General features: G+C 44.8%; 24 protein-coding genes. 14 read left to right on the top strand and 10 right to left on the bottom strand.

Annotation, left to right across the window (positions count from 1 at the left end; translation table 11 throughout):
• Positions 1-161: 161 nt before the first annotated feature.
• Positions 162-1,562, bottom strand: coding sequence for a DUF4832 domain-containing protein (locus tag QFZ80_RS34735; RefSeq protein WP_307550765.1), 1,401 nt, complete (start codon positions 1,560-1,562; stop codon positions 162-164).
• Positions 1,563-1,663: 101 nt separating this feature from the next.
• Between QFZ80_RS34735 and QFZ80_RS34740 the strand changes: the two genes are divergently transcribed.
• Positions 1,664-2,002, top strand: coding sequence for a hypothetical protein (locus tag QFZ80_RS34740; protein WP_307550763.1), 339 nt, complete (start codon positions 1,664-1,666; stop codon positions 2,000-2,002).
• Positions 2,003-2,074: 72 nt separating this feature from the next.
• Here QFZ80_RS34740 and QFZ80_RS34745 read toward each other — a convergent pair whose 3' ends face one another.
• Entirely contained in the window at positions 2,075-3,064 is a 990-nt protein-coding gene (locus tag QFZ80_RS34745; RefSeq protein ID WP_307563268.1) for a copper amine oxidase N-terminal domain-containing protein, read from the bottom strand.
• Between the two features lie 442 nt (positions 3,065-3,506).
• On the opposite strand from QFZ80_RS34745, the gene QFZ80_RS34750 reads away from it, so the two are divergent.
• The 8 genes from QFZ80_RS34750 to QFZ80_RS34785 all read left to right on the top strand — a co-directional run bounded on the left by QFZ80_RS34750 (position 3,507) and on the right by QFZ80_RS34785 (position 9,803).
• On the top strand, positions 3,507-4,331 hold the full coding sequence (locus QFZ80_RS34750) for an asparaginase (RefSeq protein WP_307563270.1): 825 nt from the start codon (positions 3,507-3,509) through the stop codon (positions 4,329-4,331).
• Position 4,332: 1 nt separating this feature from the next.
• Positions 4,333-4,512 carry a hypothetical protein gene (locus tag QFZ80_RS34755; protein ID WP_373460298.1) on the top strand — a complete coding sequence of 60 codons (180 nt, stop codon included), beginning with the start codon at positions 4,333-4,335 and terminating at the stop codon, positions 4,510-4,512.
• Between the two features lie 89 nt (positions 4,513-4,601).
• Positions 4,602-4,844, top strand: coding sequence for a hypothetical protein (locus QFZ80_RS34760; protein ID WP_307563272.1), 243 nt, complete (start codon positions 4,602-4,604; stop codon positions 4,842-4,844).
• Positions 4,840-5,952, top strand: coding sequence for an ABC transporter substrate-binding protein (locus QFZ80_RS34765; protein ID WP_307564312.1), 1,113 nt, complete (start codon positions 4,840-4,842; stop codon positions 5,950-5,952). The genes QFZ80_RS34760 and QFZ80_RS34765 overlap by 5 nt, the downstream gene beginning before the upstream one ends.
• A gap of 79 nt (positions 5,953-6,031) precedes the next feature.
• Complete coding sequence (locus QFZ80_RS34770; protein ID WP_307550756.1) at positions 6,032-6,925, top strand: carbohydrate ABC transporter permease; 894 nt, start codon at positions 6,032-6,034, stop codon at positions 6,923-6,925.
• Positions 6,926-7,164: 239 nt separating this feature from the next.
• Positions 7,165-7,764: a carbohydrate ABC transporter permease gene (locus tag QFZ80_RS34775; protein WP_307437366.1), complete on the top strand. Its 600-nt coding sequence runs from the start codon at positions 7,165-7,167 to the stop codon at positions 7,762-7,764.
• A gap of 104 nt (positions 7,765-7,868) precedes the next feature.
• Positions 7,869-8,570 carry a copper homeostasis protein CutC gene (locus tag QFZ80_RS34780; RefSeq protein ID WP_307550752.1) on the top strand — a complete coding sequence of 234 codons (702 nt, stop codon included), beginning with the start codon at positions 7,869-7,871 and terminating at the stop codon, positions 8,568-8,570.
• Positions 8,571-8,636: 66 nt separating this feature from the next.
• The gene (locus QFZ80_RS34785) at positions 8,637-9,803 is read left to right on the top strand and encodes an ROK family transcriptional regulator (RefSeq protein WP_307563274.1); all 1,167 of its coding nucleotides are present in this window, start codon (positions 8,637-8,639) and stop codon (positions 9,801-9,803) included.
• Between the two features lie 126 nt (positions 9,804-9,929).
• Here the strand turns inward: QFZ80_RS34785 and QFZ80_RS34790 are convergent, their stop codons facing one another.
• A complete protein-coding gene (locus QFZ80_RS34790) occupies positions 9,930-11,414 on the bottom strand; it encodes a DHA2 family efflux MFS transporter permease subunit (protein WP_307563276.1) in 1,485 nt (494 codons plus the stop codon).
• Between the two features lie 117 nt (positions 11,415-11,531).
• Between QFZ80_RS34790 and QFZ80_RS34795 the strand changes: the two genes are divergently transcribed.
• Together QFZ80_RS34795 and QFZ80_RS34800 are read left to right on the top strand one after the other, a co-directional pair.
• Positions 11,532-12,071, top strand: a complete 540-nt coding sequence (locus QFZ80_RS34795) for a PadR family transcriptional regulator (RefSeq protein ID WP_307563278.1) — start codon at positions 11,532-11,534, stop codon at positions 12,069-12,071.
• A 100-nt stretch (positions 12,072-12,171) separates the two neighbouring features.
• The gene (locus QFZ80_RS34800) at positions 12,172-12,810 is read left to right on the top strand and encodes a DUF2306 domain-containing protein (protein WP_307563280.1); all 639 of its coding nucleotides are present in this window, start codon (positions 12,172-12,174) and stop codon (positions 12,808-12,810) included.
• A 2-nt stretch (positions 12,811-12,812) separates the two neighbouring features.
• Here the strand turns inward: QFZ80_RS34800 and QFZ80_RS34805 are convergent, their stop codons facing one another.
• Genes QFZ80_RS34805 through QFZ80_RS34815 form a run of 3 tightly spaced genes read right to left on the bottom strand, consistent with a single transcriptional unit; the run spans position 12,813 to position 14,364 of the window.
• A complete protein-coding gene (locus QFZ80_RS34805) occupies positions 12,813-13,289 on the bottom strand; it encodes a dihydrofolate reductase (RefSeq protein ID WP_307550742.1) in 477 nt (158 codons plus the stop codon).
• Between the two features lie 39 nt (positions 13,290-13,328).
• Entirely contained in the window at positions 13,329-13,856 is a 528-nt protein-coding gene (locus tag QFZ80_RS34810; protein ID WP_307563282.1) for a DEAD/DEAH box helicase family protein, read from the bottom strand.
• A gap of 22 nt (positions 13,857-13,878) precedes the next feature.
• A complete protein-coding gene (locus QFZ80_RS34815) occupies positions 13,879-14,364 on the bottom strand; it encodes a hypothetical protein (RefSeq protein ID WP_307550738.1) in 486 nt (161 codons plus the stop codon).
• Between the two features lie 163 nt (positions 14,365-14,527).
• Between QFZ80_RS34815 and QFZ80_RS34820 the strand changes: the two genes are divergently transcribed.
• The 3 genes from QFZ80_RS34820 to QFZ80_RS34830 all read left to right on the top strand — a co-directional run bounded on the left by QFZ80_RS34820 (position 14,528) and on the right by QFZ80_RS34830 (position 17,944).
• On the top strand, positions 14,528-16,120 hold the full coding sequence (locus QFZ80_RS34820; RefSeq protein WP_307563284.1) for an MDR family MFS transporter: 1,593 nt from the start codon (positions 14,528-14,530) through the stop codon (positions 16,118-16,120).
• A 64-nt stretch (positions 16,121-16,184) separates the two neighbouring features.
• Positions 16,185-16,862, top strand: a complete 678-nt coding sequence (locus tag QFZ80_RS34825; RefSeq protein ID WP_171643870.1) for a response regulator transcription factor — start codon at positions 16,185-16,187, stop codon at positions 16,860-16,862.
• Complete coding sequence (locus QFZ80_RS34830) at positions 16,859-17,944, top strand: sensor histidine kinase (RefSeq protein ID WP_307563286.1); 1,086 nt, start codon at positions 16,859-16,861, stop codon at positions 17,942-17,944. The genes QFZ80_RS34825 and QFZ80_RS34830 overlap by 4 nt, the downstream gene beginning before the upstream one ends.
• Before the next feature lie 785 nt (positions 17,945-18,729).
• Here the strand turns inward: QFZ80_RS34830 and QFZ80_RS34835 are convergent.
• From QFZ80_RS34835 to QFZ80_RS34850, 4 genes are all read right to left on the bottom strand, one after another.
• The gene (locus QFZ80_RS34835) at positions 18,730-19,116 is read right to left on the bottom strand and encodes an MmcQ/YjbR family DNA-binding protein (protein ID WP_307563288.1); all 387 of its coding nucleotides are present in this window, start codon (positions 19,114-19,116) and stop codon (positions 18,730-18,732) included.
• Positions 19,117-19,137: 21 nt separating this feature from the next.
• On the bottom strand, positions 19,138-19,521 hold the full coding sequence (locus tag QFZ80_RS34840) for a DUF2500 domain-containing protein (RefSeq protein ID WP_307563290.1): 384 nt from the start codon (positions 19,519-19,521) through the stop codon (positions 19,138-19,140).
• Between the two features lie 37 nt (positions 19,522-19,558).
• On the bottom strand, positions 19,559-19,996 hold the full coding sequence (locus QFZ80_RS34845; protein ID WP_307563292.1) for a GNAT family N-acetyltransferase: 438 nt from the start codon (positions 19,994-19,996) through the stop codon (positions 19,559-19,561).
• 185 nt (positions 19,997-20,181) lie between these two features.
• A complete protein-coding gene (locus QFZ80_RS34850) occupies positions 20,182-21,258 on the bottom strand; it encodes a M42 family metallopeptidase (protein WP_307550726.1) in 1,077 nt (358 codons plus the stop codon).
• Positions 21,259-21,337 lie beyond the last annotated feature (79 nt).

Consider the following 21,337-nt stretch of genomic DNA (forward strand, 5'->3'; position numbering starts at 1 on the left):
AATCCTGAGCGCGCAAGATAGCACCGCATGGGGACGTTCAAACCCGACATTACCTTGCAACCACTCTCGTTCAGGGGCAGCGTAGCCATTTTATGCGCATTTATGAAATCCTTTGCAAACAGAATCCGATACAGTTTGCCGATTATTTTCTATGAATGCAATTAATCAAGTACCCTGACTGTTCCAAGCGAATAACGGCCGTCACTTCTCCTGCCGTCGTTAGCGAAGTCCACTTCCGGTTTGCCAGTTTGCGGGTTGAGGATCGCAGCGTTGACCTTATAGTTTCCAGGCGCAAGGTTCGTAGGAATTGGCAATGTGCCTGATACCTCTTTTTCTCCTGGAAGCCATTCGCGAATATCTATTGCTGATCGCATTTGGGAGACGATGGCTCCCTGTTCATCAGTTAGTGATAGCTCCAAGGGCCAAGCAAAGTAAAAGGGGGCTACCCCTCTGTTGATCATGGTAAGTTTGATATGCAGCGAGTTTCCCGCATGAATTTCCTTTTCGTGAGACTCCTTTGCAATAACAAACCGATAACCAATGGTTTTCAAAAATCGGTCAATATTCGACTGAAGGCTGCCGCCGGGTGGCTCTTGAGAAGGAGCGCTGGGACCGAGCCAGCTTACATGAGTCAGCTTCGACTGTAACAGGGTTTCCTCAATATGAGCGTCATTGAAGTAGTTTCCACCAGACGCAAACTCTCCGCCGCTGGGCGCCGATTTCCAGAAGTCCGGCATGGCCGGCTGATTATTTTGAGTAAGCCAAGACTTATAGCCGTAGGTATACCATTTCAGGAATTCGTCTATCGTTGAGCTATGTGAGCCGAAAGTGTCATTAAATAAACCAAGCCCGTTGTTCAATGCAATTTCATGAGGTCTTCTCATCATCAAACGTTTTTGTTTGAAATTTTGCAAATAATGCTCAACATATTGATCAGTAACTTCTTCTTTAGGAAATTCGATTGGTGAGTTTCCTTCATTGTTGGTATGCCACTCGCCCCAGTGTCCTACGCTGCCTAGCTCGATAAAGGCAATTTGGGGATCATTATTGTATCGATTACCTAATGCTTGGATCAGGCGCTCGTGATTTTTGATCAGAACAAGATCATTATAGTCGGGACTAAATCCCTTCCCGTAGTCAGAATCGTACTGAACCCCCTTTTCGCCGATTTCTTTATATAGCCAGTCCGGAATATCTTTATGCGGTGTATGACTCGGATAATCGAGAACCACTCTGAGAATAAGGGATACTCCCTTGTCCTTCCATAATGCAAATTTAAACTTTTTTTCAATTGCATCAAATGCATACTTCCCTTTTTCTGGTTCCAGGTCAGCCCATGTCAAATTTGCATAAGCAAGCCGAAAGGGTTGCTTGGCTTCATTATATCTTGCATCTATGACAAACCCCATAAAAGGGTTATTCAGAACTTGATTCGTTTCCGCGGGAAAGTAAGATACTCGGTTTATTACTTCAGTTGCCATAAGTTTCCGGTAGCCGAATACGCAAAATATCCCCAGAATAAGGCTTATAGTAATGAGCACACGATGAAGACGGAAATGCATGAGATATACCTCCTCCATGATCTATCTTTGAAATATTATCAGACAGGGAATGACGTTACAATACAGATATTGGCAGCGCATCTGTACGATTCCGAACGGCGGTGAAAGATCCGCTGGATATTGTCTACATGTTCTGGGCGATTTCGGTTGGTATTGCGACTGGGGCGAAGCTCTACCCGGTTTCACTGCTAGGGTCTGTCGCTGTGGGGGCAGCTCTTCTATTCCTGTCCAGGTGCAAAATAAGAGAACAGCCCTACCTATTGATTATTCGTCATACAGACGAATCCATAGGAGAGCTGCGTACAAGGTTAAGACAAATGAACTATCAGGTGAAATCGAAAACGGTCCGTAAAAATTTCACGGAATTGACGCTAGAGATGCGTCTGCGGGATGATAATACGGCTTTTGTGAATGAGTTGTCTAGAATTGAAGGGGTGTAGGATGTGTCTCTTATTAACTATACTGGAGACTATGCACAATAACTATATATGGCCTCAGACTCGCATGTGTGTCTAGCTGATAATCTGGATGGTTCGAGTCGCATTCTCCCATATCACGGTCGCGCCTAGCGCTTCTCCAACGAAGCGTAGCGGTACGTACATGCTTCCTTGATAGAGGACCGGTGGAGCATCAAGTTGAATCTTCTTGCCGTTTAACAGTGCCTTCTCGCTATCCAGAGTCAGGCTGATGGTCCGACTTCCTTTTACGGCTGTTACCGTTTGAGTCTCCTGATTCCAGACTACCTTTGTATTCATAGCCTCGAAGATAGAACGAAGCGGAACGAATGTGTGATCGTTAATAATTTCTGGACGTTGTGGGAAAAAGCGCTCCTTGCCATCTATGATGAGGCGAGGGGCGTTTGTTTTTTCGCGTACGGCAAGAACGCCGAGGCTTGGTGATGTGCAGAAAGCGTCTCCTGAGGGTGCAGCCTTACATACAAGCTGATTGTCCTGAGCTTGCAGAAGCAGCTTGTAGCGCTCTTTCCCGTTCCGGTCAAGCGAATACCAACTGCCGCTGTTATCTTGAAAATAGATATGCTCAGCCGCATCGTATTGAAGGGTACTTGGACGAATTTGGCTTGTCTCAGGAAGTGAGTAGGTCCAGAGTGCTTTTTGATCTTCGAGCAGGGTCAGGCTGCGCTCGGTTGCTTTCAAATTTAGCGAAATCTGTGGTACCCATGCCTCCGGGAGCTTAGCGCTTTGCTTAAACGGCAGCCGTTCTCCGCTTGGAAGGACAGATTTCCACTGACCATCGGACTGGTAATAGGCCGAGCTGTCATTAGCAATAAACAGCTTTTGAGGAGAAGAGTCCTGCAATCGCCAAGCGACCTCAAATTGGTCTGCACCCTGAAGAGAGGCGTTAATAGGTTCAATGTTTGAACTAATTTGCATTTGCGATCGGAATTGCAGCAATTCTATATCTGGACTACGGGTTTCTGAAGAGGATTCAGCCCCTAGCAGGAAAATGATAGGTAGGGAAGCAATAAAGGGAATCCACCGCATGTTCTCATCCTCTTCGAAGTAAATTGAAACGGCGGCAAAAGGTTACGCCGGATTTCTACTTCTAATATAGCAAGAATCCTAGTTGATTTAAATCAATATTACAAACTAGGTCTACTCTTATTAATACTAGAGTTAACTTAGTTAACATGAGTTGATTTTTTAATTGTGTCATATTCTGTAAAACTTCACTACGAAAGCGCTACCTGTTAGTTAACATAACAAAAAAATAAAAAATGTTTGACAATAGATTGGGTGAGTTGTTAATATTTAATTATTAACATCACTGGAATAAATAAAAGATAAATATCATACTATTAATCAATTATTTCTGTAAATTTGTTTATTTCATTGTTTTTATTCAATATTTAATAACATCATTGGAATAATTAGCCTCGCAACAACAGTAAACTATGAAATTAAACGCAAAAGAGGGGAAGACAAAATGGATAAAACATTAGTTGAAGAGTATCGTGGAGGTGCGTTGGAATGCGTGCATAGCGGGCATATTTGCGGAGTCTCCATCTCGGGTGCAGTTAAGTATGCAGTCGGGGATGTAGAATCATTAACATATTTAAGGTCATCCGGAAAACCGTTTCAAGCTATTCCTGTCATTAAGCATGGCGCGGATAGAAGGTTTGGCCTATCTGATAAAGAAACGGCTATTATGATCGGGTCCCATCGTGCGGAGACCTTCCATGTTGAAGCATTGGAATCCATGCTGACCAAAATTGGAGTGGGAGAGGAAGCACTTGTCTGTCATCCCACTTATCCCTTAAGTGTACCTGCTTCAGAAGCCATGCTTAGAGCACAGAAGCCTAAACGTTCGATTTATCATAATTGTTCTGGAAAACATCTTGGTATTCTTGCTTTGTGTAAAACAATGGGATATCCGACCGAAGGCTACTTTGAACCTGAACATCCTGCTCAGATCGAGATCGTGGACACGCTCGCTTACTTATCTGAATGTCCAAGAGAACACATCCACATAGGTACAGATGGTTGCGGTTTTCCGGTGTTCGCTATTCCTCTTAAGCATTTAGCAACTGCCTTCATGAAGCTGGCCTGTCCAGAGGTGATTGAAGATCTAGAAATTCGAGCCGCCGTCATCCGAATTACCGCTCTTATGAACGAGCATTACGAGATGATCGCCGGTTCAGATCGAATCTGCTCCAGCTTACTTATGGATCCCAATATTGTCGCTAAGGGCGGAGCTAAAGGTGTGTACTGCTTTGGATTGAAAAAAGAACAGCTAGGTTGTCGCGCTTAAAGTGATGGATGGTTCTGAGGATGAGTGGCCCCTCATTACGGCATCCATCCTTGAACAGATTGGTTATAGTAACCAAGAGACGATTGACCGTATGTATCAACTCACGCCAACGGACATGATTAACGACAATCGTAAGATTATCGGAACGAACAAAGCAGTGTTTACCTTAGAAACCATATAGAAACCCAGGCTTAGTTACTAAATTATGTTGAGGAAACGATCTTCAGCAAGATTTTATAACATAGATCAAATTACAGGAGGGGTTATAAAATGAAGAAAAAAGCTACGATTCTAGCCTTATGCACCAGTCTTGTACTTACTTTTGCCTTAGCAGGATGTTCTACAAATGGCGGGCAGAATGATGCGGCAAAAGCCACTGGAGCCGCAGGAGCCAAAGAAGCCACAGGCAAGAAAGCGAAAATCTCGTATCTCGATCCGCTTCCAAGCCCGGAAAGAACAGCGCTTATGCAGGGGCTTCTGAAGCAATTTCAAAGAGAAAAACCCGAATATTGAAGTTGAATATACGTCTGTCCCTTGGGATGATGCGAATAAGAAATGGATGACCATGGGTGCAGCTGGGATTCTTCCCGACGTATTGAGTATTGATGATACTTCCTTAGTCGCCATGGCTTCAGCTGGGTATATCGAGAACCTGCAGCCCTTTTATGACAAATGGGATCAATTAAATAATTTGACGGAAGCAACCAAACAAGCGAGAAACAAATTCAAAGGGAATGTCTATGCGATTCCAGATGGATTCTTGCTGCAGGGCTTATTTATCAGAAGCGATTGGTTTAAAGAACTGAATATGCCCGAGACCATTGCGACATGGGATGATTACTTTAATTTAGCGCAAAAATTCACAGACTCTGCGAAAAACAGATACGGTATTTCCTTTAGGGGAGGAGCCAACGGCGTTATTCGAGCAATGGAATATGTCATGGCGGCGGTCCACTCTGACAGTTGGTTTGATAAGGATGGCAAATCGATTTTGTATAAACCTGAAGGCGCTGCGGCCTTTAAGAAATTTTATGATGTTTACTTAAACGGAAATGCTCCTAAAGAGTCTGTCAATTGGGGCTTCAACGAAATGGTTCAAGGATTCTTAAACGGTCAAACTGCTATTTTAAATCAAACGCCTGAAGTCATTATTACAGCTCAGAAAAATATGAAAGAAGGCACATGGAATGTAGTTCCAATGCCAAAAGCCGATGACGGAAAACGTTATATTTTCTGGGGTTACACAGCCGCTTACGCGATGTCTTCCAAATCACAAAATAAAGAGGCTTCCTGGAAGCTTATCGAATTCTTAAGCTCTCCTGAGAATAACCTAGCGTACAGCATTAAAAACTCTACGATTCCTATTTACAAAGAAAACCTGAAAGATCCGTTCTTCAGCAAAGGTCCTATTGCTGGGTATGCTGGTTCCATGGCGGATTCCAACATTGTGTTTGCAGGCCCTCCGAGCCATTTAACGAAGCTTGGTCAATTCACGGGAACGTTCGCAGTAGAAGAGACGCAAAAATATTTGACAAAAGCGCAATCGCTCGAAGATACTGTTAAGCATCTTGCAGATTTTCTAACAAAAGAACAACAAGCTTATATGAAAGAAAATCCATAAAAAAGAAAGCAGATAACCGGGGACACGAATGAATCCCCGGTTATCTATTCTAAGTATTGAAAAGGCGGGGAGAGAAAGCATGCTAAAAGCAATTCGATGGAAATCATTCGAGCCCTATTTATTAATCACTCCTGCTGTTCTAATTATTCTAGCTTTTTTTGCTTATCCGTTACTATCAGGACTTAAGCTTGCTTTTATGCATTATGTCTTATTTGAACCGGGTAATATCCACTTTTCAGGTTTTGAAAATTTTAGATCTTTGCTGATAGATAAGAATCTCCCTCAAATATTAGGCAATTCGTTACTTTGGGTCATCTTAACGGTAGGTTTGCAATTCATTCTTGGATTTATTTTGGCACTAGCGCTAAATAAACAGTTTAAAGGGAAAAATATCTACCAATCTATTGTTTTCCTGCCTTGGGCTGTGTCTGCTTTTCTAATCGGGATGATTTTTAAATGGTTGTTTAATGAACAGAATGGGCTTATTAATTACTTATTGGTGAACCTCGGAATTCTGGAAAAAGGCATCCCCTTTTTGGCTATTCCACATGTCTCTATTTTCCCAGTCATCGCTGCGATGGTTTGGTATGGAGTGCCTTTTTTCGGGATTATGATTCTTGCTGCTCTACAAAATGTACCTAAAGACATCTATGAATCTGCTGATATGGATGGAGCAGGCCGAATGACCAAACTGTTTCGGGTTACGATTCCTTATATCAAACCGACGATTATTATTACATTGCTGCTTCGAGTGATTTGGGTATTCAATTCAGCCGATTTGATCTACATCATGACCAATGGGGGTCCAGCGAATACTTCCCATAACTTGCCTTCCTATATATTTAATAAAATCTTTTATACGACGGACTACGGGCAAGCCTCCGCTTTAGGAATTATGATGCTAGTGATACTTATTCTTTATACGTTAATTTTCTTGAAAACGACTAAATATGATGATGCAGGTGATTTCTAATGATCTCCTATGTTCGGAATGTAACCCCGACGGTTTCTCGAGTCATTACGTTAACATTGTTCCTAATCGGTGCTTTGTTTCCTTTTTATTGGATGCTAGTTACTTCTTTAAAAGATAGACAGGAAATTTATAGCGGGAAGCTAACGCTTTGGCCCCAAAATTTAACTTTTTCGAACTATATAGACACTTTCCAGAATTCTAACTTTCCGCTGTATTTTATGAATAGCTTTATTGTGAGTATGAGTAGCTCTATTCTTGTGTTGTTTGTATCCATTCTAGGTGGCTATAGTATGGCCAGATATTCATTTCGAGGCAAGAAGTTATTTCTAATTTCCTTTTTGGCTACTCAGATGATTCCTGTGATGGTCATTTTAGTTCCACTCTTCATTACTTTCAGTCAGTTACACTTGTTAAATAAGCTGCCTTCGTTGATCATTACCTATACGGCTATGAACATTCCTTTTTGTTTACTGACGATGTCCAGTTTCTTTCAGAGAATTCCCGTATCTCTCGAGGAAGCGGCTCTTATTGACGGGTGTAATAAATTTCAAACGATGACCAAAATTATTCTGCCTATTATGCGGCCGGGAATTGTTGCTACCCTTGTATTCGCATTTACTGGAGCATGGAACGATTTGTTTTTCGGAGTTATGTTTACGAATAGTGAAAGCACCAAAACAGTCCCTGTAGGACTAAGCAGCTTTGTGCAAAAATTTGATATTAACTGGGGACAAATGAGCGCAGCGGGTATTTTATCCTTGATTCCGGTTGTGATTATGTTCGCTTTTGCTCAAAAATACATTGTATCAGGTCTTACAGAGGGTGCAGTCAAAGGATAACGACTTCAATTGGTGAAGCGGAGAGACTTTGAGCTACGCTCAAAGATCCCTAAGCGGAGAGACTTTGAGCTACGCTCAAAGATCCCTATATTAGGAGGAGAATCATGCTGCTGGAAGTTATTGCAACTACGGTAAGGGATGCTTTATTGGCCGAACAGAGCGGTGCGGATCGTATCGAACTCATAACTGGGATTCTAGAGGGTGGGTTAACGCCTAGCTATGGCTTAATTGACGAGGTTATGCATAGCACGATCATCCCTGTTCAAGTGATGATTCGCCCGCATAGCCAATCTTTTTGCTATGACCAGAGAGATCTGGGCGTGATGATGAAAGATATACAGACAGTGAAACGGATTGGGGCTCATGGCGTTGTGCTTGGGGCGCTTACCCCAGACCGTAGGATTGATCACGAGACGCTGCGCCGATTGTTAGATGAGGCGGAAGGATTATCCGTGACTTTTCATCGTGCATTTGACGAAGTAAGCAACCTGGAGAAAGCTTTAGAGGAACTTCTATCTTATAGCCAAATTGATCGGGTGCTTACATCTGGAGGAAAGCCAAACGTGCTTGATGCGCAAGAAGAGATAAGCCGGCTTGTTAAACAAACGGAACATTCGCACCTGCAAATTTTAGCCGGAAGTGGATTGACGGTAAGTGCAATTCCCTCCTTCCTTCAATCGACTGGTGTTAAAGAGATTCATTTCGGCAGAGGGGTACGGGTGGATCATAATCCGTTAAATGAGATCGATATAGAAAAAATTAAAGATATAAAAAATATAGGTAGGGATCATGTTGCTAATGGTTGACTGCGGTGTATAGGATGGTTAACATTAGATTTATTAACATGGGTGGAATAAAGAAGAGGAATCCAAATGAAAAAAATTGAGAAGCATGACCAAGATGTTATCAGACTGCACAATAAGCAGATGATTTTGGAAATTATTAAAAAGAGTCGGCCCATCTCCCGTGCGGAAATCACCAAAATCACCAAGTTGAGTCCAACTTCCGTCGGGCGTATCGTAGGTGAGTTATGTGAACAAGGATTGGTGAGGGAAACTGCGTTAACCTCGGTAGGCGTTGGACGTAAGGCGATTATGTTAGATATCGATCCCCAGGCGGTTTATACAATTGGGGTGGACATCGGTAAAAAGGCGATTAAGTTCGGAGTCATGGAGTTCAGCGGCGAACTTCTCCATGAGGAGCGAGTTGAGCATATCGCTTTGCAAACAACCCCTGAAGCTACGGCCGCCATCATCTCCGAGACAATCAACTTGATTATTGCGCATAAAAATTTGGACAAGTCGAAAATCATTGGCATCGGCATCGGCGTGCCTGGTGTGATCGACCATGAACGGGGAATCGTCCAATACTCGTCGACATTGGGTTGGAGAAATATCCCTTTGGCCCAGTTCATCCAGGACAAGCTGCACATTCTTACGGTCATTGACAATGACTTGAAAGTGAAAATCCTTGCTGAGTATTTATTAGGATCCGCCCGCGGATCGAGAAAGACGGCATTGATTGAATTGGGCACCGGCGTCGGTTCATCTTTGATTATAGATGGCGACATTTTTCGTGGGGGTTCGAACAGTGCCGGGGAGTTAGGACATACCACGCTGGATCCGAATGGCAACATGTGCGAATGTGGCAAAAGAGGATGTCTGCAAACGTATATCGACGAATCGGCCATTCTGCATGAAGCAAACCGAATCAAGGAGACCGCCGATATCCAGCAGTTGTTTGCTGCTGCACAAAACGAAGAGAACTGGGCCCAAGATATTATTTCCAGAACTTCGCTTTACATTGGTATAACCATTAACAATATCGTCTGCATGTACAATCCCGATGCCGTCATTCTGTGTGGTGATTTGGTGGAAAATTACAGTGAGATTGTGCCTTTAATCGAAGAGCAGTGCGGGCAGGTAGTGTGGGAACCTTTTCGTGACACGTTTAAAATCCTGACTTCCGAATTGAAGAGCAAATCGATCGTGGTAGGCGCAGCCATGTTAGTAATGAATAACTACGTCGATAAATCTTGAGTAAAAAAAGCGTTACGGACGTTTGAGGCGGCAGCCCCATGTCCGTAACGCTTTTTTTATTGAAATGTACATACAGTAGGTTTTTTCAGTGTGTTGCTAGGCAGACTGTGTCAGCCACAGACCTTCTTATTCAGCTGGTTTGGGTTGAATAACGACGGGAGTCGGAGCAGCAGTAGGCTTCTCTGTAGGCTCAGTCTGTTTGCCAATGAACAAGCTGAGCGGCAGCGCGGCTAGCACGATGAATGTGGCAAGCAAGTAAACATCATTCACACTCATGGTGAATGACTGCATCCCGATCTGTACCTTATCCGACAAGCCGCTGCTGGCCAAATTCTTGGCATGCGTGGCGGTTTGCGTTGTAAGGACAGAAGTGAACAGGGCAATGGCAAAGGAGCCGAACACATTGCGCACCCAGTTGCTGATCGAGGTCGCATGACCGGACAGCGTTCTCGGAATTTGCTCCATCCCAGCATTACTTGAGGGCATGGTTGCAAAGGCGATCCCGAGGTTCCGAACGATCATCCAGAACACGATATAACCGCGAGATACATCGACACTTAGCCAGCTAAGCGTTAATGTTCCTATAGCGATTAATGAAATACCAATAAATATGAGAATACGCGGACCTACAATACTATATAGTTTGCCCACAATTGGCATGCTTAATGCCATCACAAGTGAGGCAGGAAGCAGGATTAAGCCCGTATCAAGCGGCGTCACGTGCTGAATATTTTGCAGAAATATAGGAGTCAAAAAAGTGCCTGAGTACAAACTAATCGTAACAATACTAGAAATAATTAGTGTTAGTGTATAACGTGAATTCGTTAATACGCGAATATTCAGCAGCGGTGTCTCTACGCGCAGCTCTCTCCAAATGAAGAGCAGAAGTACAAGGATACCAAGCGCGAACAAGCCAACAACTTTACCTGACGTCCATCCCCAAGCATGACCTTGAGAGAAAGCGACGAGTAAGGAAAGACTGCTTACGATGACTGTTAATAAGCCAATTAGATCAAACTTTTTCGGTACAGAAAGACGATAATAAGGAATCAACTTAAATACGAGAAAAATGGCAATGACACCGACAGGCACGTTCATGAGGAACAACCAATGCCAGCTCCAATTTTGCAAAAGCCATCCGGCCAAGGTAGGCCCAATAGCAGGTGCCATCATGGCAGACAAGGACCAAAGGGAAATCGCAATCGGCTGTTTTTCCCGCGGTATCACTTGATACACAATGGTCATAGTCGCCGGCATGATGAGTCCGCTGAAGGCGCCTTGCGCAATGCGGAAGGCAATGAGGGAAGGAGCGTCCCAAGCGACCGCGCATAAAAAGGAAAACACTGTGAAGCCTGCGAGTGCCGTTGCATATAGAAGCTTATAGCTGAACCGCTCTCCCAAATAGCCTGTAATTGGGGCAATCGTTCCGCTAGCGAGCATGAAGCCGGTAATTGTCCATTGAATTTTGCTTAAGTCAGTTTGAAAATGATCACTTAAAATCGGTATCGCAATATTAATTGTACTCATACTCAGGATCGCAACGAACGACCCGAAGAAAATAGCAATCATGATCGGCCAGAAACGCACTTGCTGTAATTCATCCTTGCTCAAAGTAATGCCTCCACTCTATCCATTGATCTTATCTGTAGTATTCTCTATAATTTGAATGAAAATCATCATACTACCAATGCATCTATATGTCAATAATGACATAACAAAGGAGTGGCTATGAATACCCTTTCATATGGCTTACTAAGCCTTTTAACCAGAAATTCCCGAACTGGCTATGAACTAACGCAAAACATTCAGCCATTTTGGCAAGCGAAGCATAGTCAAATCTACCCTCTCCTCGCCCAATTAGAACAGAAGGGGTATGTTGAATTTGTGCATGTTCCTCAGTCGGATAAACCGGATAAAAAGGTCTATTCCTTAACAGATAATGGCAGGGAGGCACTCAAGCAATGGATTGCAGAGCCTACAGATGAGCCCGTTGTAAGGGATGAGTTGGCACTGAAAGTATTCTGTATTGGCCTGGTTGACAAAGAACAAGCACGGAAAGTACTTCATGAGCGTGAGGTATACTACCAGGAAAAGAAAGAACGGTTCGCACAATCTTACGAACGAATTAAACAGGATGCTGTTAAACCTCTTGAGGAATTGGAGATCCATGATCCGCTATTCGGGCTTTATGTGCTAATCCAGAAAGCAACGCTCAAAGTAGACGCAGACTTGGTCTGGTGCGAATGGATGAAGTCTAAGCTCAAATAAATGTTACGAGTTTATTTTTATTTAAGGATTAGTTTAGAAGGGTTTTAGACCAGGGAGGTAAGATAACAGAAGGAGTGATGAATATAAACGGGGGCTGTATATGAGTAAAAAGCTAGGGATTTTCTTTGTGATCATTATCATAGGTGTGGCGATTGCCGCGATATTTCCCTACGTCACCTTGAATCCGGCCGACAGCCGAGTAAAGCTAAATACGGCATTTTCCCTACACTATACCGTACTTGTTCTACATATTGGATTCGCATTCGTTGCGCTCGTTAGTGGTCTATTTCAATTTCATAACCGCTTCCGCACCAACTATCCGGCATGGCATCGGGCTTTGGGGCGTGTGTATGTCATCAGCGTTATGCTGGGCGGTCTCTTGGGACTCGTTATGACCTTGTATATCGAAAGCTTTACGAAGGCCATGGCATTTTTCGCGTTGAGTCTACTTTGGCTATTTACAACCTGGAAAGGCTTCCGATACGCGGTCAAAAGGCAATTCGATGAGCATCGTGTATGGATGATTCGCAGCTACGCGGTTACACTCGTCGCCACTTCGGCAAGGTTGATTGTCCCAATCTGTATTTTGCTGTATATCGCTAAGATGGGGTTCCATCTTCCCGCAGGCGGTCGTGAGCAAATGGTCGCTGATATTTTAGAAATAAACATCTGGATCGGTTTACTTATCAATCTCATTGTTGTGGAATGGTTCCTGCTAAAACCTCGGAAAGGTAAGTAGATTCACTTTTTTCTTTCATACGTGTAGTAGGTATACGGAATGGTGCCATCCATTTTCTGATGATAGGTCAGGTCGAAGGCTTCCTTTTCGAATTCAGGGAAATAAATATTACCTTCGATTTCTTGCTCAACAACCGTAAGATACAATTTGTCGGCAGAGGGCAGCGCTTCTTTATAAATTTCTCCACCGCCAGCGATGAAAATTTCTTCCTCGTCTTTCAACAGCTCATAAGCTTCATTCAGCGATTTTACCGTTATACAATTCGTTTCCGTGATTTGTTGAGTTCTAGAAATGATAACGGTTTTCCTTTGGGGCAAAGGCTTGCCAATAGACTCATACGTTTTTCTCCCCATAATGATGGATTTTCCGAGAGTTAGCTCCTTGAAACGCTTTTGCTCACCTGGTATGCGCCATGGAATAATCTCATCCATACCTATCACGCCGTTAATTGATGCTGCTGCTATTAATGAAACGACCACTGAGATAACCCCCATTTTGAAGTTCGCGTAAGTAAGATGTTAGTAGGATATTTTCTTTAAAATCATGCGAATAATATCTTCCGTTTCCAATTCATCCGTCATAATATGATCCTCAAAGACAGGGTCCTTTAACGCGGCTACACACTTGTCCACTTGTTGAAATTGCCATCCCCCCGGCTCATCACCACGGTTGGTTAAACGTCTATGCAGTGTTTCCGCGGAAGCGCTAAGGCAGAAATGAAAGACATCCTTGTCCACACCTTTGAATCCATCATAGATATAGTCGAAATTTTGGCGTTTATAAATGGTCATCGGCACAATGAGATGCTTGTTGTACATCGATTTCAACTCAGCAGCAGTCTTGACCGTGAGAACTTTCCACAGCTCCATGTCTTGAAAATCATCCGTTCGCTCATGGGCTAATCGCTCCTCTACAGGAACTAGCTTTCTGAGCATATAACCGATTTCTTCTGGATCAAAAATCATGCTGCCTGGAACTAGGGGAAACAGTCCATTGGCGGCTGTCGTCTTTCCTGCTCCGAAAGCTCCGTTGATCATGATAATCATGGCATTTCTCCTTTTGGATAGATCAACCGCCAATTTCCTGAATGACCGTTTGGATCTTCTGCAGCCGGATATACTCGGACTTTTCCAGCTGAGGCCGGAAGTAGGCGTACAGATAGGCAGCGTCATGGAATTCCAGACCGGGGTAGCAAACAACCTCTTGTACGACTTGAGGGTTATCCATAATAACCTGCCACTCGCCTTTGCGGTCTGTTGGGGATATGGTAGATAAGACATGCTTTTTCGCTGCTAAGGTAGCATTCAGTTCTGGCCAAATGCATTCCCACGAGGGGCTGAAAATAACGGGCTCAGGGAACAGACGGCTTGCTTTGGCGATGGTCATCTCAATGCCTTCGATGTCAGTATCCCCGGCTGTTTTGATCGCCTCCGTTATGCCATCTAGCAGTCGGCGAAACCCGGAGTATCCCTCGGAGAAGACTTCATTTTGAAACGCTTTTTCTGCTTCGCCGGTGGGAAGCGTTTTGAGATCTGCATATGTATGATTGGCCATATAGGTATATACCCCCAAACAGTTCCTTTTCCCAAAATGTATCACAAAAATTTTTCCAATAAAAGCCTTTACATAATAAATTGCCCACACTGGTTTAAATTCAGTTTATAAATGTCCCTTATGCTAATTTCATCCGATTGAAATGGCAAAGGAGCGATTAGCAATGAGTAGTGAACCAAAGAAAGTAGCGTGGATTATAGTAGGATTGATGCTCGGAATGCTATTGGGAGCCCTGGATCAGACGATCATCTCGACGGCGATGCCAACCGTTATTCGAGATTTGGGCGGGATTGCGATGTACAGCTGGGTGTTCTCCATCTACATGTTAACCTCGACGACTAGTATGCCCATCTTTGGGAAATTGGCGGATCTGTATGGTAGGAAGCGTATTTACCTCGTAGGGATTGGTATTTTCGTAATTGGCTCTGCGCTATGCGGGCTGGCGACGAACATGACGGAGCTTATCATCTACCGCGGTCTGCAGGGTATTGGCGCCGGTGCATTGATGCCGATCGCAATGACGATTATTGGCGATATTATGCCCGTAGAGAAACGTGGAAAAATGCAAGGTTTGTTCGGCGGTGTAATGGCTTTGTCTAGTATAATTGGGCCAGCGATCGGCGGCTTTATCGTGGAACATTTGAACTGGAGCTGGATTTTCTATGTGAATCTTCCGTTTGGTATCGCAGCAATGGTGATTATCGGTTCAGCACTTAAAGAAAGCCGGAACAACGAGAAACGCTCCATAGATTGGTTGGGTGCACTCACATTAAGCGGAGCTATTGTTTCAGGTTTGCTCGGTCTGGTGCTAGGGGGAGATCCGGAGGCAGCAGGAAGCGTGCATTATGCGTGGAGTTCTCCACAAATAATCGGTCTTTTCTCGGCGTGTGCCATTCTTCTAGGTCTGTTCCTCTGGGTTGAAACCAAAGCCAAGGAGCCAATGATCCCCCTGCATTTGTTTAAAAATAAAGTCATTTCCGTCACCAGCATGATTGCCGTCTTGATGAGCGTAGGCATGTTCGGTGCAATTACTTACATTCCTTTATTCGTGCAAGGCGTCATCGGCGTCAGCCCTTCGATTGCTGGATATATCTTGACGCCGCTTATGTTATCCGTTGTGGCATCAGCCATTATGGGCGGAAGGATGTCGAGCAAAGTTTCTTATCGCACCTTAATAGGTACGGGGATGATTCTCATAGGTATCGGATTCACCTTCATGTCGACCATGGATGCAGGTACTTCCAAGCTTCTCATCATCCTCTATATGATCGTGGCTGGGCTAGGAATGGGTCTCATTATGCCCACACTAAACATTGCGGTGCAAGGTGAAGTTGGGGCGACTAGTCGCGGTATCGTAACATCGCTCATTCAGTTTTTCCGTTCTATTGGGGCAACGGTAGGGGTGAGCATCATGGGGGTCATGATGACGAATCGAATGGCAGAAGGCCTTTCTGGTATGGGCGAAAAGTTCCGCCAAATCCCTGCGGAGCAGCTGGGGCAATTCGCCAATCCACAGCTGCTGCTTGATGCGAATGCGCGAGCGAAGCTGCCTGCAGACATTTTGGCAGAGCTGCAGCAGGTATTTGTTCATGGCTTGAGCGGCATATTCTTGGTAGGGAGTCTCATTGTTTTTGCCGGAGTCATCATCACTTTCTTCTTAGGTAAGGCAAGGATGCTGCCGCAAGTGACAAATCCCATCGATAACGATGTACGACCGAATAAAGACTCGGTGCTGCAGCAATCTGAATTCGTCTAAATCCCGTTTGCTGTTGTATGCTAGAAAGAATAAAGAAGATTTCCAAAAGCGAGGCTAGATGCAAATGGCACCCATTATGATCGTAGATGATGATCCTTATATACGCGAGCTGGTCCGTGTCTTCATGCTGAAAGAAGGCTTCGATGTCATCGAAGCCTCGGACGGCGCTGATGCGCTTAAACAACTCGAAACCGTCCAAGTCGACATGGTGATCATGGATATCATGATGCCGAATATGGACGGGTGGGAGCTGTGCAAAGAGCTCAGGGAGCATTATGATATCCCTCTGCTCATGCTCACCGCCAAAGGTGAAACCTCGCAGAAGGTCAAAGGCTTCGAGCTTGGCACCGACGATTACCTCGTCAAGCCATTCGAGCCTGTGGAACTGGCAATGCGAGTGAAAGCGCTGCTGAAGCGTTACAAAATTGCTTCTTCCCAAACGGTTCAGGTCGGAGACCTGAGCATGAACCGCAAAACCTACGAAGTAACCGTTGGCTCCGAGAGCGTCACCTTACCGCTTAAAGAATTCGAGCTGCTCTATAAGTTGGCGAGCTACCCGGGCAAAACCTTCTCGCGTGATCAGTTGATCGAGCAGATTTGGGGCTTCGATTACGAAGGTAACGAACGTACCGTAGATGTTCACATTAATCGATTGCGCGAGCGGTTTCCCGAGGAGCGGCATGCTTTTCGGATCGCAACAATTCGTGGGTTAGGTTACCGGATGGAGGTGCTGCGAACATGAGAATGAAGAAGCGAAAGAGGTTAGTGAAGAGCAAAATGACAAAAACTCAGCGAGTACGTGGCTTTTTGTCTGCTGTAAGCATTTTTGTGCTTATTATTCTTTATTGGTTGGCAGTCTTTTACGGAACAGAATGGCTATATACATCTATAAACAAGCGCCCTTCCGAGGTTGTTGTCCAATTGATCAACTCGCTCGGTGGCATGTTTCTTTGGGGAATAACCATGGCCTTCCTAGGCAGGTTTCTCCGCAGTAAGCAAATGCTCTTCTTTCAAACGATGGTTCAGGCGATTCAAAGTATGTCGAGAGGGGATTTTAACGTGTCCGTTGATAATAATCCACATGGTGGTCCTTTCGTGGAGCTGGTGGATTCGATCAACAACATGGCCGTTGAATTAGGGCAGTTAGAGAAAATGAGGCAGGAATTCATCTCCAACGTATCCCACGAAATACAGTCGCCCTTGACCTCGATTAGCGGCTTCTCCCGCGCTCTACAGAATGACCAGATTACAGCTACGGAGCGTAAGCATTATCTAGAAATCATTGAAGCTGAGAGTACACGGCTATCCAAACTTAGCGATAACTTACTGAAGCTATCTTCGTTAGAATCGCAACACCACCCATTTGAGCCGAAAAGTTATCGATTGGATAAGCAAATTCGCAATCATATTCTGGCCTGCGAACCGCAGTGGGTGGATAAAGACATAGAGATGGATGTTGAACTAGAGGAGATTACACTGATTGCTGACGAAGACCTGCTGAGCCAGGTATGGACCAATCTGATTCATAACGCAATCAAATTCACGCCTAATGGCGGAACGATCGGCGTTCATCTCACAAGCAGCGGGGAAAAAGCGATTATCCGAATTTCGAATAATGGGGCGGGCATTTCGGAGGAGGATCGAGCGCATATTTTTGAACGGTTTTATAAAGCAGATAAATCCAGAAATCGAACGTCTGGCGGTAATGGACTTGGCCTATCTATCGTGAAGAAAATTACCGAAATGCATCAGGGAACTATTTCCGTAGTCAGTGCGCCGGAAAAGAAGACCATATTTACGGTTCAGCTCCCTTTGCCAAAGTAAGGAGTGAACGCAAATAGAGACCCCCGCTTATCTAAGATAACCGGAGGTCCCTAAGGATCAATAATGGTATTCAATTGTACCTACACAACTCCATTCAATCAACTAACGTTGCAAATTACGACTTTACTTACGAACGGATCCTTTCCTCGAATAAACGCTATTCACATTTACCGTGTTGGATTCCCACATGCCCGATGAACGAAGTTCGTTCCCGCACCTTTTCTTCCGTCGTTTGAAGTAAAAGTGGGCATGTTTCGCTAACGTGGTCCATTGGACTATCCCCTTCCTAAGTTGAGAATATCCTGGCTCCTATCAGGGTGCCGTACCGTCTGTGCGGCTTGTCCTTCAAGTGGGCCTGCTCTTATAATAGCCCATTATTAAAATATTGTAAATATTCAGATTATTCGATAAAATCCAATTTTTGCCGACAAATTCAGGTTATTCGTTGAATTCCTTCCGTATACTTTATTTTTAGGCGAAATCCTGATTTATTGTTTATGGCCGCTAAGTGAACCGGTAAATCCAGGGCGGACCTCACTTTGTGAGTGTGGATATCGCGAGCTCTACCAAGCTGTCTTCCATAACCTTTTCTTCCAACCGCAGCATGATCCAACTAACGCCATTCCTATCTACTCGGCTCTTTAATGTGAACTTTCCAGCTTATAAGCGATGAATCTCATTGAATATTGACTGAGGCTTAGAGATCTAGGCTACTTGGGGAGTCAACTTTGTGCACTAGACGCTGAATAACCGGGTTAATGGCAAGAAACAACCCGAAAATGCAGCTATTTCCGAGTTGCTTGCAGCTGACTGAGAAGTTTTTTCGGAGCTGTCCGGGCATATCCTTCCATTATCAGATCTTCAATTTCCTTCCAAGGAACCTTGTCTGTATCTAGAATCGAAACCCAGCCATGCTGTCCAATGTAGGGCGTTTTGTGGAAGGGAGTACCCTCTTGATGAAGAAGGAACTCTTGTGTTGTCAGGTTCGTTTTAATAGCTGTAGATGGTTGACCATCCGTCTCGCCCATCATCACGAAGGGTTTATCTTTCACTCGGAAGGTGATATGACCGAAGCCATCTACCTTTTCTTCTGCTTCCGGCAGTTCCATGCAGAAAGCCCTAACTTTGGCGACCAATTCTAAGCCTTTGATGCTTACAAACTGATGTGTCATATGAAGCACTCCTTATGAATTTTATATTAGAGGACGAGAGAATTCCTTGAACCTTGTGCCTTGATACATTAATGTTCCTTGGTCACCCTCTACGATATAACCAAACTGTTCCCGTCCCACCCTTAACTCGAGTCTACTTCGATCTTCGAATTCAAAGGTGGCATAATAACTCGTACTTGCACTTGAATCTCCGGAGCCACCGCTGACATGCATTCTTTTGGCTACGACCTTACAGTTCCGGCTTTGGATGGGGGAGGCATTATTGGATGACCATGTCATAAGTGATTTAATAATCAGAATGATAAAAGTGCCAATGACGAGAACGAATACACTTATAAAGATTATTAGAAAAAGATTTCCGCCGCTCCCACCAGGAAAAGGCCCCATGTTAAACCCAGATGACATGTCTTTCACTCCTTAGTGTAAGCATATTCCTAATTTTCTAGAGAAATCGTTTAACGAATCGGTAACCCGTTTCATGAAAGCCTAATGGCTCATTGGCTGTCCGTGACTCATCGTTCTTCTCTGATCCAGTGATCCACCACATACCGGAGCAGGCATGCGTACTGGTTAGCTGCTCGGCATAGCTTTTTAATTTATCTGCGGCTGCTTGCCGGCTCTTCGTTTCATCCATAGAAATGACGGAGATTTCACTGAATTTCAAAATCTTATCGGCACCATGGCGAATCCGAAAGCCTAATGTACCGAGAATTTGATTCTTCTCCTCATACACATAGAGGGCTTCATCCGGGTTCTCACGCATAAAATGCAGCCTATTTTCAATATGTAAAGGTGAAATGGCCTTGCCGGTACTCTCTGAAACAAACCGGCTAATTTGTTTAGTATCTTGGGATGTAGCCTCACGAATGGTATACGTCATAGTCGTCCTTCTTTCTATAATCCAATGATTCTGCTAATTATACCATATATTGGAACATAAGTTCTATATTTACTTGAAGTGAAAGTAGCGATGAAACAAAACAAAAAAAGTGGTTGAGCAGGAAATACATTCTGCTCAACCACTTTTCGTGCTAACACTTATTGGAAAGGTAATAAAGAATGCGATTACGCTTGAGCGTGGATCGTATTCAATGTTGTGCGATCGCTCGCTTGCACGAGCTTGATCAGAAGTTCCTTCGCGGCGGCATAGTCATCCACGTGAAGAATGGACGCGGATGTATGAATATAGCGCGCGCAGACACCGATGACGGCAGAGGGAATGCCGCTGCCTTGCACGTGCACCAGTCCGGCGTCTGTTCCGCCCGCAGAGATGAAGTACTGATACGGAATCTTATGCGTCTCCGCCGTATCGAGAATGAATTCGACCATCCCACGGTGGGTGATCATCGTGGGATCAAAGATACGCAGCAGCGCACCGCGCCCTAGCTGCCCAAAGGCATTGCGGTCGCCGGTCATATCCCCGGCGGCGCTGGCATCCAGCGCGTAGAACAAGTCCGGCTGGATGAGATGCGCAGCCGTGCGTCCGCCGCGCACGCCAACTTCTTCCTGTACGGTTGCACCGGCGTACAGGACATTCGGGAGCTTCGGCCCGCCGTGAAGCTCCTTCATCAGCTCAATCGCCAGGCCGACGCCGTAGCGATTGTCCCAAGCCTTGGCCATAATCCGTTTCGGATTGGCCAGGGGTGTGAACGGGCAGATGGGAACAATCTGCTGCCCGAGACGAACGCCTATGCGCTGCGCATCGGCTTTATCTTCAGCGCCGATGTCAACATACATCGTCTTGATGTCTGCAGGCTTGCTGCGTGCCGCTTCGTCCAGCAAGTGCACGGGCACCGAGCCGATCACGCCGATGATCGGCCCTTGATCCGTCATAATCTGCACGCGCTGCGCGGGCAGTACTTGACTGAACCAGCCACCGAGAGGCTGGAACTTGATCGTGCCATGCTCCGTGATGCCGCTAACAAGGAAGCCGACCTCGTCGAAATGGCCGGCCACCATGATCTTAGGGCCTGTTTCATCGCCGCGCAGGATACCGAACAAGCTGCCGAGTCCATCCTGTACGAACTCGTCTGTATATTTCTCCAATTCACCGCGAACAAACTTGCGGATTTCTCGTTCGAAACCGGGCGCTGCTTGCATTTCCGTCAGCGTCCGAAAAAGCTCTAACGTTTCTGTATTCATGTGGGGTTCCTCACTTTATCGAAATAGGCTTTGGTGCAAATATGAGATCTATTTTACCATAATGCAGAAAAAAATGGAT

Source organism: Paenibacillus sp. V4I7 (genome assembly GCF_030817275.1).
Lineage (GTDB): Bacteria > Bacillota > Bacilli > Paenibacillales > NBRC-103111 > Paenibacillus_E.

Bases quoted from the DNA above. Each gene is read 5' to 3' on its own strand.
- QFZ80_RS34745 (WP_307563268.1), bottom strand. From the start codon at position 3,064: ATGCGGTGGATTCCCTTTATTGCTTCCCTACCTATCATTTTCCTGCTA.
- QFZ80_RS34840 (WP_307563290.1), bottom strand. From the start codon at position 19,521: ATGTCATCTGGGTTTAACATGGGGCCTTTTCCTGGTGGGAGCGGCGGA.
- QFZ80_RS34830 (WP_307563286.1), top strand. From the start codon at position 16,859: ATGAGAATGAAGAAGCGAAAGAGGTTAGTGAAGAGCAAAATGACAAAA.
- QFZ80_RS34815 (WP_307550738.1), bottom strand. From the start codon at position 14,364: ATGGCCAATCATACATATGCAGATCTCAAAACGCTTCCCACCGGCGAA.
- QFZ80_RS34850 (WP_307550726.1), bottom strand. From the start codon at position 21,258: ATGAATACAGAAACGTTAGAGCTTTTTCGGACGCTGACGGAAATGCAA.
- QFZ80_RS34820 (WP_307563284.1), top strand. From the start codon at position 14,528: ATGAGTAGTGAACCAAAGAAAGTAGCGTGGATTATAGTAGGATTGATG.
- QFZ80_RS34835 (WP_307563288.1), bottom strand. From the start codon at position 19,116: ATGACACATCAGTTTGTAAGCATCAAAGGCTTAGAATTGGTCGCCAAA.
- QFZ80_RS34795 (WP_307563278.1), top strand. From the start codon at position 11,532: ATGAATACCCTTTCATATGGCTTACTAAGCCTTTTAACCAGAAATTCC.
- QFZ80_RS34735 (WP_307550765.1), bottom strand. From the start codon at position 1,562: ATGCATTTCCGTCTTCATCGTGTGCTCATTACTATAAGCCTTATTCTG.
- QFZ80_RS34800 (WP_307563280.1), top strand. From the start codon at position 12,172: ATGAGTAAAAAGCTAGGGATTTTCTTTGTGATCATTATCATAGGTGTG.
- QFZ80_RS34825 (WP_171643870.1), top strand. From the start codon at position 16,185: ATGGCACCCATTATGATCGTAGATGATGATCCTTATATACGCGAGCTG.
- QFZ80_RS34780 (WP_307550752.1), top strand. From the start codon at position 7,869: ATGCTGCTGGAAGTTATTGCAACTACGGTAAGGGATGCTTTATTGGCC.
- QFZ80_RS34775 (WP_307437366.1), top strand. From the start codon at position 7,165: ATGAGTAGCTCTATTCTTGTGTTGTTTGTATCCATTCTAGGTGGCTAT.
- QFZ80_RS34845 (WP_307563292.1), bottom strand. From the start codon at position 19,996: ATGACGTATACCATTCGTGAGGCTACATCCCAAGATACTAAACAAATT.
- QFZ80_RS34750 (WP_307563270.1), top strand. From the start codon at position 3,507: ATGGATAAAACATTAGTTGAAGAGTATCGTGGAGGTGCGTTGGAATGC.
- QFZ80_RS34785 (WP_307563274.1), top strand. From the start codon at position 8,637: ATGAAAAAAATTGAGAAGCATGACCAAGATGTTATCAGACTGCACAAT.
- QFZ80_RS34810 (WP_307563282.1), bottom strand. From the start codon at position 13,856: ATGATTATCATGATCAACGGAGCTTTCGGAGCAGGAAAGACGACAGCC.
- QFZ80_RS34770 (WP_307550756.1), top strand. From the start codon at position 6,032: ATGCTAAAAGCAATTCGATGGAAATCATTCGAGCCCTATTTATTAATC.
- QFZ80_RS34760 (WP_307563272.1), top strand. From the start codon at position 4,602: ATGAAGAAAAAAGCTACGATTCTAGCCTTATGCACCAGTCTTGTACTT.